The organism is Vibrio algicola (genome assembly GCF_009601765.2).
Classification (GTDB): domain Bacteria; phylum Pseudomonadota; class Gammaproteobacteria; order Enterobacterales; family Vibrionaceae; genus Vibrio; species Vibrio algicola.
This window is the reverse complement of the sequence record NZ_CP045700.1, coordinates 420,517-432,310: the sequence shown is the minus strand read 5'-3', so window position 1 is coordinate 432,310 and position 11,794 is coordinate 420,517. Positions and strand designations below refer to the sequence as shown.

The following is an 11,794-nucleotide window of genomic DNA, read 5'->3' as shown; positions in this document are numbered from 1 at the left end:
GTAAATGAACAAAAAATTTTGTTGTACAGAATGAGTTTAAACGCCTATTTTCGCTATAACAAAAGTAACCGATAGAGTGATAAATCATGAGAAATCTTGGTAAGTATTTTGATAATAAACATTTCGCACGCGGCTTTAGTCGCTCTGGTGAATTCACTATTAAAGAAGCACAAATCCTTGAAGATTATGGCCGTACCATGCAGGGGTTGTTCGAGGGCTCTATTGAAGCTCAAGATGCCGATGAAGAATTATTTGCTTCCGCATTTCAACAAGGAGGGGAGGTGATAGACAGCGCTTATTCAAGTTGCTGGAAAAAGTACCTTAATAAAACTCAGCGTAAACGCAGTTACACCTTGTGCAGTACGGTAAAAAATAATTCTGATGCCTCTTCTTATGATGATAACAACGGTGATAGCGATGACTTTTTGCTAGATAACTAAACACTCTCATTAGCAATTAGCACCAAGGGTAATGACATTTCAAGATCAAACTGAAATGATAAAGATAAGATAGACATAAGTAATATCATCGACAGCCTGCCATTTTGGTGGGCTTTTTTTCGTCTATAAAAAACAAAACACACTTACACAGTGTAACCAACTGGATATTTACACCCTTGAGAATAACACCATAAAATACAGATAGTTAAAGAATGACTATTGGTTTTTTTATAAGAATAGTCTTCAATGCTAATTATTACCCACACCTTATGCACAATATGAAATTAAATAACCAAACTGTACAGTGTGTTGTAATAGCATCCGTTATGAAATTACGCATTTATTTCACCATTTTGCAGTTAAAAAGTTTTTCGAATCGTTTTTTGTAGGCATTCGTTTGTTCTTTATAAAACACACAAAAGATACAGTGTCACTTTTATGCTGGATAATTGCTCAAGATTTGTATCATGCTGTTTGTGTCGAGCATGACTGCCACAGTAATTGAGGTGTTAGAAAAGGGAGCTGAACAAGAGATAAAAAAACGGAGCACTCCATGAGAGTCCTCCGTTATCAGTATTTTTCAGTACTGTCGTTAAATGTTTAATTTTCTATTTAGATAGGGTTTTTATCGCGTTACTCAAACCATTCACATCAGCACCGTTGATAACATACGTGTTTTCAGTCGTTGCACCATTTGTTGGCATCACAACCAATGCCGGTGTGCCTTTGAAGCCTAACTGGGAGAACAACTGAATATTTTTCTGATACGTTTCTGTGGGAGTAAATTTCGATAAATCCATTCCTGCCGCTTTTGCTTGTTTATCAACAACTGCTTTCGTTAATTTACCTTCATTAAGCCCAGTAGCGTATACGCCATTATGGTATTCGCCATAAGCTTTTGAACCTTGTTGAGCAAATACTTCTAATCCCATTTGGGCCGCGTATTTTGAAGGCTCCCAACGGTTACCAAAAATAGGGGTCTCTTTATAAATGAACTTCACGTTTGGATATTGCTTTTGCATCTGCTCAATCGCAGTTGAGATCTTAAAGCAGTAAATACATTGGTAATCAAAAAACTCGACCACATTTACCTTAGCCGTTTTTGGACCCGTGAATGGTGTGGTTGGATCATTTAATAACGCATCTTTATGGGCTAAGACTGCCGCTTTTTGTCCATTGGCTTGTTGCTCAAGTTGTTGCTGTTGAAGTTTTTGACTCGCTTTAATTAAAAACTCAGGATGGTCAACGAGGTATTGCGCGGCAATCTCACCAATTTTGGCTTGTTGTTCTGGTGTGAAATCAGCGGTATTTGCAGCGAATGCAGACGTTGCACAAAAAGTTAACGCCAAAGGTAAGATGATTTTTTTCATAAATGTACTGATCCAAAAAAAGAGAATGTAAAGCGAGTATCCAAAAACGGATATATACCCAAGCTAACGTAGACATTTGGGTATAAGTTAGTAAGAGCATAACAACAATGATTAGTTCCATGTGTCAGAGAATTAATTTCATTCAAGCCATGATAACATAAGCAATATTGCCTATGATTTATAACGTAAATACAGTGTATCATAATTAATGCATCTTAGTGCGCATTATACGTATTATGTTAAATAACATTCAGTTCATGTTCACACATTGTTCTTATCAGATAGAATTTAAAGCGCTAGAAAGATGAAACCGACAACAAGTTTGATCCCATCGCCGGTCTACGCATTTTACTAAAGCAAACACGTCGAAAGTTCTTAAAAGTATCAGGCGATGGTGCTTACTATACAATTAAACCAGCAATCAATTGCTGGTTTTGGTATTAATGTCTGTTTTGTGTCGGCAAGATTACTTACAATCCGCAACGTCTTCTTTAGACATTAAGCTAACCACTTTGTATTCAGATTTTAAGTTACGATATACTACTGCAACATAGGCAGTATCATCTTCAGTTGTAAAGTTTATTTTATAATTCATACCTGCAACCACTTGCTCAGTTGCGCTTTGAATTTCTTTCAGGCTATGACTTCCATCAATACTTGCGACAGCTGTCGTTGCTGCTTCAGTGACTTGAGGCGTGATCGATACTTTTTGCCAGCCACCAGGTTTCGATGTCAACACTTCACATTTAGTGGCAGCTTGAGTGTCTTGTGGTGCTGGAGTTGAACTACAAGCCATAAGTGAAAGAGCTCCTACGCTAACAATCAATAGTTTTTTATACATAAATTTATCTCTCATTTATAATTCTAGATGATTAAAATAACTCTCTGATTATAGCGGTTATTTCATTACTTTTTATAGTGGTAATGTTAATTAAATGATTAAATTATCCGTTAGAGTCACAATATGCCGGTATCATTTGTTGCCAGATCGCAATTTTAATTAGATCGGAGAGTTAACATGACAGGTCAAGCTGTTTGTATCAACCACCTGAAAGTTTTACTGTGTGACCTTTTTTCTCTAAATGGGCTTTGATTTTGTCGCGGTTATCACCTTGAATTTCAACCGTGCCCTCTTTGATACTGCCGCCACAACCACACACTTTTTTCAATTCTGCAGCAATAAGTTTTAATTCAGTATCGTTGAGATCAAGACCTGTCACAATACAAACCCCTTTTCCTTTACGTCCTTTGGTTTGACGTTGGATTCGAACCACACCATCACCTTTTGGTCTTTGTTCGACTTTTTCTTCGGGTTTGATACGACCAAGATCGGTGGAATAAACGAGTGACATAGTGAACCTTCTTATTTGTGTCTTGTAATACTAAAAATAGATTAGCTTAATCATAATAGTATTTGGGATTGGTTCAAGTCTTTGCTATGATTAATTAAGTTATAGTGCACTAAAGGCGGCTTTTATGAGAAAAAACATTCCTATTAGTAATAATGCCGAGCAATTAAAGCAGAGCCAACTTAACTTTGCTTTGCCGATAGATTATGAACAATTAGATGCCTTAACCCATAAGCAGTATTCGCATAACTCTTTGCTTTCTATGCTTAATGATTGGAATCGCTTTAGTCATTTTTGCCGCACAAAACATGTAAGTCCTCTGCCCGCCTCTATCACTGCGATTCGGTTATTTTTGGAAAAGGAAAGTCAGCAGAGAAAATACGCCACACTGCGTCGTTATAGCTTAACCATAGGTCTGATCCATAGGTTGCATGCCCTTAGTGATCCTACTAATCACCGTCAAATCCACTTTACTCTTGCCCAATTGCGACAGATAAAAAAAGGCGATGCGACTCAAGCAACTGCTTTTACTCGTCAACATTTATCGCAATTGACTCAGAAACTAGAACATTCTGATTCAATCAAAGATCTACGCGATCTCATTATTTATCATTTAATGTTTGAATGTGCTTTAAAACGTGGTCAATTACGTGCAGTGGAACTCGAACACTTAATAGTATCGGGCTATCCAACCATTCAATTAATGGTTAATGATCATCAATATTCATTAACTCCAGCGTTAACTCAGTTATTGCACAAATGGTTATCTTTTATCCCGAGCCACCACACTTATCTGTTGAGTCGTATTGATAAATATGAAAATTTAGGCGACACCCAACTCGATGATTCTTCTATTTACCGTGTATTTCGACGTGCTAGTGAACTATTGCGTTTACCCAAGCATTTGCAATTTTCAGGACAATCAAGCCGAATTGGTGCCACTAAAGACTTGTACGCCCAAGGCTATAACTTAAAACAAATCCAAGATTTTGGCCGATGGATGAGCCCTGTGATGCCGGCGCAATATTTAGAAAAGTATCAGCTCTCGGATAGCGAACAAATGAAATTTAGACAAATAAAAAGCTGGGATTAAAAGACTATGCCTTCAGTCCCAGCTTTTTTATAAATGAGCATAATCAAAGTCTAATGAGTATAATGCCCTCTGTAACTTATCGTTCCGATACAGCCGTATTACTTAATCGCACCACGAACCGCTTGCTCTAAGAATGCAGAAAAAACATGGCCGTTATGTTCCATTAACTTAGGAAACATTGAAATTGGCGTCATCCCCGGAAAAGTATTAACTTCATTTAGGTAAATTTCATCATCTTCGGTTAAGAAAAAATCAATCCGAGATAAATCTTTTAACTGCATGTGGGTAAACACTTTACGTGAATACTGATCGATATCGGCTAATTGCTTATCACTCAAGCCTTGTGCTTCAAGTGTGGTGGTTGAATGACTGCCAGCGCTGTATTTTTCATCATAGGTGTAGAACACACCGTCTGGTGCAATCACTTCACCCGGCTTAGTAATAATCAACTCACCTTGATATTGATAAGCGGCAACTTCAAGTTCACGAGGTTTAACCGATTTCTCTATCAATACTTGCTCGGAATATTGAAATGCATCTTGAATCGTTGAGGTGAGCTCATTACGATTTGTGACATTGTAACAACCAACAGATGATCCTTGTCTTGCGGCTTTTACAAATACATTCCCCCACAGATCAAAGGCTTGCTCAGCAATCATAATGGATTGTTGAGAATTCTCGGTTAAATATCGATAAGGCGTATTCGGCACCTTAAGCGCGTCATACCAAAGCTTTGAGGTGATTTTATTGAAACTGTTTGAGCTTGCTTCTGCACCACAACCTAGGTATGGGATGTTTGCTAGATCAAGCAAAGACTGAATATCACCCGTTTCTCCTGGAAAACCATGAATACAAGGGACAACATAATCGATCACAACAGAGGCGAAATCATCTCCTTTTAGCGCACCATGCATGATATCAAGTTCAACCAATAAGGTACTCGAACTTACCTCATCAAATAATTGCCAGCCGTTATTTTTAGTTAACTCAACTTTAATAACTCGAAAATCAGTGATTAACTTCAGCTGTTGCTCTAAATATTGAGCAGAGACCAGTGATACCTCATGTTCAGAAGAACCACCACCACATAAAAGTAGGATATTTTTCATTTTTAATACTGTTGTTAAAAGAGCCGAATTTCACTTTTTTTAGGTGAAAAGGTCGCCACTTTGTTTAATTATCGACACACAAAAAAGGAGCCCATATTGAACTCCTTGATTAACCTGCTTTATTTAACGATATAGGGTAATTTTTTAAGCTCAGGGTATTTTGATGTTTTGATTGCTTTTACGCTTTTAACAAATGGCTTTAGGTTTTGCATATCAATTGATAGTCGTAAAATAGCATCTTTTGCATCTTGCGCGGTTGCATAATTGCCCAACAATAATGTGTACCATTGTTTACCATTAACAGTTTTGCTATTTACCCATTTAGGCTGATTTGATGGTAGGTTTTTCGCCACGGCAACCAAACTGTGCTCGGTACTTAATGCCGCGATTTGCACTAAGTAGTTATCTTCACCCGGTTGAGTCGCACTACTTAATAGATTATCTGGGTAGAAAACACGAATGGTAGATTCACTACTTTTTTTCTCTTCAGCTTTATTATCTATTACCTCTTTTGATTGTGGACTCAATTTTACCACTTTTTTGTTGGTGTCGGTGTTAGATTCTGTCGCTGACGCAGCCGATGTTTCTTTATCGGAAGCAGCAATTGCAGGTTCTATCATCGATGGTTCAGCATTGACATCCTGCTCCATTGGCGCGGCACTGCTTTCGGTAATAGGTTGTGCGACTTCGTCAGTTTTATAGGTTTCTTGATAAGATTCAGTTGAAACATCTGAATCATAATCGCTAGACGAACAAGCTGCTAATAACAGCGCAGAAAGGGAGATTATTACTACTTTCTTCATGAGAGGCCATATATCCATTAAAAACTTACTTTAATCATGCCCATAGATCTATTGAATATCAAGGTCTAAACCAACAGAAATCTAAAAATTATCAATATTCTGACGTTGCTAGAAATATCTTCCATCAAACCGGTTATAAAGCCAATTATTTGCATCAAATTAGTCTATTAATAGCGATAGATCACAGTCACGCATTTGTAGGTTAATGCTTGAGCTTATTTTGATTATGATGGTATTTAGAACCTTAGCACTACTTCTGTTTCTACCCTCAGAAATTAGTGTGGTAACGTCATGTTAATGGGTACATTTTATTGCTGTCATACGGTGGTTAATCATGTTGAACCTGAACAAATTACTAAAACCAACCTCTATCGCCGTTGTTGGCGCATCAATTCGCCCTTTTCGTGCCGGCTCTATTGTAATGAACAATTTATTACAAGGTGGGTTTCACGGCGCGATAATGCCGGTGACTCCTCGCTATAAGTCGGTTTGTGGTGTGTTAGCTTATTCAGATATCGATGACTTGCCTCTAACGCCCGATTTAGCCATTGTCTGTACCAACGCAAAGCATAATAAACATATTTTTCAGAAATTAGCCTACAAAGGTGTTGGCGCGGTGATTGTCATTTCCGCGGATATGTATCAGAACTTTGAGAGCGAACAAACATTAGATCAAGAATGTTTAGCCATTGCCCATCAAGCCAATATGCGTATTTTAGGATCAAACAGCTTAGGCATGATCTTGCCATGGTTAAACCTCAATGCGTCACTTTCTCCGGTTACTGCTTCTAAAGGCAGTATTGCGTTTATTTCTCAGTCAGCGGCTGTTTGCACCACCATTCTTGACTGGGCTAACGATAAAAACATTGGATTCTCTGCTTTTATCTCGCTGGGTAATGCCATTGATATTGATTATGCCGAGCTGTTAGATACTTTATCGGTCGACAGTAAAACATCCGCAATTTTGCTGTATGTCGATTCTATTAAAGATGCCCGCAGTTTTATGTCGGCTGCTCGAAGCGCCTCGCGTAATCGCCGTATTTTGGTCTTAAAAAGTGGTCGCAGTTATGCCGGACAACAGGCGGTGCTTGCCCATACTCGCGGTGAGCAAACTTTAGATATCATTTATGATTCTGCGATAAAACGTTCTGGGATGTTACGGGTAAACAATACCCATGAATTATTTGCGGCGTTAGAAACCTTAACCCACTCGGTTCCACTCAGAGGCGAACGATTAGCGATTGTCACTAATGGTGGTGGCCCTGCGATCATGGCGGTCGATGCATTGATTGACCGAGGCGGAAAACTGGCTCAGTTAACCGATCAAACCCTAGAAAAATTAACTGCATTGTTACCCACGAGTTGGTCTCATAGCAACCCGATCGATCTGGTCGGTGATGCCGATGCTCAACGTTATGTTGATACCATTACCTGCCTATTTGATAGTGATGAGATCGATGCCATCTTGATCATGCACAGCCCTTCGGCTATTTCACATCCGACTCAAACTGCCAATGCGGTGATTGATGCGATTAATAACCACAAAAAGAGCAAACAATTTAATATCCTCACCAATTGGTCTGGCGAAGAAACCGCTAAAGAGGCGCGTAACTTATTCACCCAAGCAGGCATTCCTACCTATCGTACCCCAGAAGGTGCGGTGGGCGCTTATATGCATTTGGTCGAATACCGACGTAACCAAAAGCAATTGATGGAAACGCCACTGTCAGTAGAGTTACGAAAACCGACACAATTAGCTCAAGCAAAGCAATGGATTGCCCAGCAAGTTGAGCAACAGCATACGTATTTTGATTCCCATCATATAACGGCTTTAATGCACAACTACAGTATCAACGTGCTTCCCACATGGCTTGCCGCCGATCCAAGTGAAGCGGTACATATTAGTGAGAACTTAGGTTACCCTGTCACTGTTAAAGTGCGTTCACCAGATATAAAGCATAAATCTGAAATACAAGGGGTTATGCTGAATTTGCGTAATGCCACCGAAGTATCCAATGCAGCACAAGCGATTTTAGATCGCGCCAAACTGGCCTATCCGTCAGCATTAATTCAAGGTTTAACCATTCAATCTATGGTGAGTCATGCGGGCTCGCAAGAATTACGCATCAAAATTGATAGTGATCCTGTTTTCGGTCCGGTGATAAAATTAGGTCAAGGGGGCTCAGAATGGGATGAAACGCATGATGCTTCTGTCGCCTTACTGCCACTGAATATGGCGCTGGCCCGCTACCTCATTATTCGTGCGATGCGTGTCGGTAAACTGCGTCTTGAGCAACTTCCCAACCCTATAGATACGGTGGCCCTATGTCGTTTGCTAGTGCGTTTATCGCAAATGGTGATTGATTGCCCTGAGATCATCAGTTTAGATCTCCATCCATTACTCGCGGCTGGAGATGAGTTTACCGTGATTGATGCCAGATTAGAGCTCCAAGCTAAAGATGGCGCTGCTCGTCAACGTTTAGCGATTAAACCTTATCCGGTTGAGCATGAACAAACGTTAAGGTTAAAAAACAGTGAATCGTGTTTATTGCGCCCTATTTTGCCGGAAGATGAAGATCAATTGGCGCAGTTCATTACCCAAGTATCGCGTGAAGATCTGTATAAACGCTTTTTTTCCGATGTTGGAAAATTCAACCATGAAGCCTTAGCCAATCTGACTCAAATAGATTATGACCGTGAAATGGCTTTTGTCGCCACACAATATGATAGCAACGGCCAAGAGTTTATTATCGGGGTTGCCAGAGTGGTCGCAGACCCCCATAACTATGATGCTGAATTCTCAATTTTGGTTCGATCTGATCTAAAAGGCATTGGCCTTGGGCGGATATTACTTGAAAAGCTAATCAACTATAGTCGCAGCAAAGGCTCGCATAGAATGGTGGGGATGACTATGCCTTCCAATAAAGGCATGATTGGGCTGTCTCGTAAGCTGAATTTTCATACCACGATTCATTTTGAAGATAACCTGGTGGATATGCTACTCGAACTTCAACAAGGCCATTCCTAGCGACTAATCCATTAATTAACTAGGGGTTCTTCGCCCTTGTAGACCTTGCGTACTTTTAATTCACATTTGAAATGCGCAAAGTCCTGCTTTTTTTATATATTCGAGCTCCATTTTTATATCTTCTGCCGCCATAATTTATTTAAAAAAAAGTCATTATGCCTCATATTCATTGTGATCTATCTCACAAATTTAAAACCTAAAAATATTAACAACACCGCTACCTCCACATAACTAATTGATAGCAATTCATTGATTTAATGAATCTAAATGGTTACTTTCATAGAGTAGACGCAAATAAAACTCACCACCAATGCAAATGATAGTCACTATCATTCTTATTGTATGGAATCCGTTCGAACTTATTTATTAACATAGTAACGGATAACTATATGTCTACCTTCAATTTTAAACCTAACCTATTGGCTACTGCGATTGCTTTCTCATTTTCCTCACCATTAATAGCGGCAGAAAAAAGTGCCTTAAACGAAGTTGTGGTGTCTGCCACCCGTACCGAGCAAAATATTAACGATGTTTCCGCTTCTGTCGAAACCGTTTCAAATAACGAGATCGATGACACTATGGCCAGCGATCCTAAACAAGCACTGCAATACACACCAGGTGTGGATGCACAAGGCAGTGGTCGCTTTGGGATCTCAGGTTATAACATCCGTGGTATGGAAGACAGTCGCGTCAAGGTTATGGTCGATGGTGTCCAACAACCCACCTCGTACAACCCAGGGTCTAATGAGCAACGTTTCTATCCCAATGATATCGAAATCGATACCTTATCGGCCATCGAAATTAACAAAGGTCCCTCTTCAATCTTATATGGTTCCGATGCCTTAGGTGGTGTAGTGCTATTTAAAACCAAAGACCCTTCTGATGTATTGATCAACGATGGCAACGAAAATCGATTTGGGATTAAATCGAGCTACACTTCAGCCGATGAAACCTTTAAAAACACTTTAACTTGGGCAATGCGTCAAGGTAAGTTAGAAACCTTATTGATGGTCACTTATGCCGATGGGTATGAAACAGAAACCTACGGTGATGGCGCCGATATTTCAGGACCTGATCGTGGCGCGGCCGATCCCGCCGATAAAAACATTGGTAATGTGTTAGGTAAAGCTTATTACCAAATTAATGATGCTCACCGAATTGGCTTAACGGTTGAATACTACCAACGTCAATATGATGAAGATGAATTGTCTTATGACGGCTACTCAATGACTATACCTAGCATGCCGATGCCATTGATCACTTATAATGATAGTTATAATCAAGATACCAGCGAACGTCTTCGGGTTGGACTCTCGCACGATTGGAGCATGAATACCCTACTAGCCGATCAACTGGCTTGGTCAATCAACTCTCAAATGTCGGATTCCTTATCGAAAAATTACGATACCACCACAGGTATGATGGGGACTGGAAAGCGCATGCGTAAGCGTGATGCCAGTGATGATAGCATTCAATTTGATGCCCAATTTGATAAATTAATCGAAGCAAATCATGGGTTCCATCAGCTCACTTATGGTGCTAACTTTATGCACAATAAGTTTAAAATTGATAATAGCGACCATAAATATGATCTCGCCACCGTCGGCCCTGGCAACACTGGTATGCCGGATGCTACCTTAGTTAAATGGGGCGCGTTTATTCAAGACCAAGCCTTTTTACTCGATGAACGTGTCATTCTAACGGCAGGTTTGCGTTACGATTCTTTTAAAACCTCACCTAAGACTGACGACGGTTTTACCACTGAATATCCTGAAAATAAAAGTGACTCGTTTACCGGAAAAATAGGCACTGTTTATCATTTTAGTGATCACTTCAGCAGCTTTGCGCAAATTAGCCAAGGTTTTAAAGCACCGACGGTTTACGATCTTTATTACTCTTATAATCAAGGTGCTATCGTCGATGCCAATCCCGATCTTCAGCCCGAAAAAAGCTTATCTTATGAGCTAGGAGTCCGTGGACAAAGTCAATCCGCGCGTTTTGAATTAGTTGGCTTCTACAATGATTACAGTGACTTCATCACTGACCAATATTTAGGTAAAGTCGGCAATAAAGATCATTACAGTAAAAGTAATATCGCCAATGCTGAAATCTATGGGGTCGAATTTTCATCGACTATTTTACTTGATCAAGCTTTTAACGCTCCGCAAGGTATCTACAGTAAATTTTCGGTGGCTTACGCCGAAGGTCGAGACAAAGACAGTGGCGATCACCTAGATTCTGTTGCCCCACTCACCGGTAATGTTGGCGTTGGCTATGACAGTGTCAATCATACTTTTGGTGGTTTAGTTAATATCACAATGGCGGCGAGTAAAAATGATTGGTCACAAGATGATAATTTTGTGGCGGCAGGTTATAGCTTAGTCGATTTAACCACCTATTATCGTCCTATCCAGGACTTAACCTTACGTGCAGGATTATTTAATGCTTTGGATAAAAAATATTGGTTATATTCTGAACTGAACGGTAAAAAATCGGGCGAAAATCAAGACTTTTATACTCAATCAGGTCGTAACTGGGGCGTTAGCTTAGATTATCAATCTAAGGCTCTTTTAATCAATCGATGATGAAGCTAATATTATTG

The 11,794-nt window shown here is 39.6% G+C and carries 9 protein-coding genes; 4 read left to right on the top strand and 5 right to left on the bottom strand.

What is annotated here, in order from left to right; genetic code table 11:
• Nucleotides 1-86 precede the first annotated feature (86 nt).
• Complete coding sequence (maoP, locus tag GFB47_RS13665) at nucleotides 87-440, top strand: DUF413 domain-containing protein (RefSeq protein ID WP_153448593.1); 354 nt, start codon at nucleotides 87-89, stop codon at nucleotides 438-440.
• Nucleotides 441-1,048: 608 nt separating this feature from the next.
• Here the strand turns inward: maoP and GFB47_RS13660 are convergent.
• From GFB47_RS13660 to yciH, 3 genes are all read right to left on the bottom strand, one after another.
• Entirely contained in the window at nucleotides 1,049-1,810 is a 762-nt protein-coding gene (locus tag GFB47_RS13660) for a DsbA family protein (RefSeq protein ID WP_153448592.1), read from the bottom strand.
• A 466-nt stretch (nucleotides 1,811-2,276) separates the two neighbouring features.
• The gene (locus GFB47_RS13655) at nucleotides 2,277-2,651 is read right to left on the bottom strand and encodes a cystatin domain-containing protein (protein ID WP_178306518.1); all 375 of its coding nucleotides are present in this window, start codon (nucleotides 2,649-2,651) and stop codon (nucleotides 2,277-2,279) included.
• Between the two features lie 199 nt (nucleotides 2,652-2,850).
• Nucleotides 2,851-3,162 carry a stress response translation initiation inhibitor YciH gene (gene yciH, locus GFB47_RS13650; protein ID WP_153448590.1) on the bottom strand — a complete coding sequence of 104 codons (312 nt, stop codon included), beginning with the start codon at nucleotides 3,160-3,162 and terminating at the stop codon, nucleotides 2,851-2,853.
• Nucleotides 3,163-3,286: 124 nt separating this feature from the next.
• Here yciH and GFB47_RS13645 point away from each other — a divergent pair, with 124 nt between their 5' ends.
• Nucleotides 3,287-4,252 (top strand): site-specific integrase, encoded by a 966-nt coding sequence (locus GFB47_RS13645; protein WP_153448589.1) that lies wholly within the window; start codon nucleotides 3,287-3,289, stop codon nucleotides 4,250-4,252.
• A 98-nt stretch (nucleotides 4,253-4,350) separates the two neighbouring features.
• Here GFB47_RS13645 and GFB47_RS13640 read toward each other — a convergent pair whose 3' ends face one another.
• The gene (locus tag GFB47_RS13640; protein WP_153448588.1) at nucleotides 4,351-5,361 is read right to left on the bottom strand and encodes a D-alanine--D-alanine ligase; all 1,011 of its coding nucleotides are present in this window, start codon (nucleotides 5,359-5,361) and stop codon (nucleotides 4,351-4,353) included.
• Nucleotides 5,362-5,480: 119 nt separating this feature from the next.
• On the bottom strand, nucleotides 5,481-6,164 hold the full coding sequence (locus tag GFB47_RS13635) for an SPOR domain-containing protein (RefSeq protein ID WP_178306517.1): 684 nt from the start codon (nucleotides 6,162-6,164) through the stop codon (nucleotides 5,481-5,483).
• Between the two features lie 334 nt (nucleotides 6,165-6,498).
• On the opposite strand from GFB47_RS13635, the gene GFB47_RS13630 reads away from it, so the two are divergent.
• Entirely contained in the window at nucleotides 6,499-9,192 is a 2,694-nt protein-coding gene (locus GFB47_RS13630) for a bifunctional acetate--CoA ligase family protein/GNAT family N-acetyltransferase (RefSeq protein ID WP_153448586.1), read from the top strand.
• A 389-nt stretch (nucleotides 9,193-9,581) separates the two neighbouring features.
• Complete coding sequence (locus tag GFB47_RS13625) at nucleotides 9,582-11,777, top strand: TonB-dependent hemoglobin/transferrin/lactoferrin family receptor (protein ID WP_153448585.1); 2,196 nt, start codon at nucleotides 9,582-9,584, stop codon at nucleotides 11,775-11,777.
• The last annotated feature ends 17 nt before the right edge of the window (nucleotides 11,778-11,794 follow it).

Excerpts from the sequence above, each read along its gene's own strand:
- GFB47_RS13625 (WP_153448585.1), top strand. The coding sequence starts at position 9,582 with ATGTCTACCTTCAATTTTAAACCTAACCTATTGGCTACTGCGATTGCT.
- maoP (WP_153448593.1), top strand. The coding sequence starts at position 87 with ATGAGAAATCTTGGTAAGTATTTTGATAATAAACATTTCGCACGCGGC.
- yciH (WP_153448590.1), bottom strand. The coding sequence starts at position 3,162 with ATGTCACTCGTTTATTCCACCGATCTTGGTCGTATCAAACCCGAAGAA.
- GFB47_RS13635 (WP_178306517.1), bottom strand. The coding sequence starts at position 6,164 with ATGAAGAAAGTAGTAATAATCTCCCTTTCTGCGCTGTTATTAGCAGCT.
- GFB47_RS13645 (WP_153448589.1), top strand. The coding sequence starts at position 3,287 with ATGAGAAAAAACATTCCTATTAGTAATAATGCCGAGCAATTAAAGCAG.
- GFB47_RS13630 (WP_153448586.1), top strand. The coding sequence starts at position 6,499 with ATGTTGAACCTGAACAAATTACTAAAACCAACCTCTATCGCCGTTGTT.
- GFB47_RS13655 (WP_178306518.1), bottom strand. The coding sequence starts at position 2,651 with ATGTATAAAAAACTATTGATTGTTAGCGTAGGAGCTCTTTCACTTATG.
- GFB47_RS13660 (WP_153448592.1), bottom strand. The coding sequence starts at position 1,810 with ATGAAAAAAATCATCTTACCTTTGGCGTTAACTTTTTGTGCAACGTCT.
- GFB47_RS13640 (WP_153448588.1), bottom strand. The coding sequence starts at position 5,361 with ATGAAAAATATCCTACTTTTATGTGGTGGTGGTTCTTCTGAACATGAG.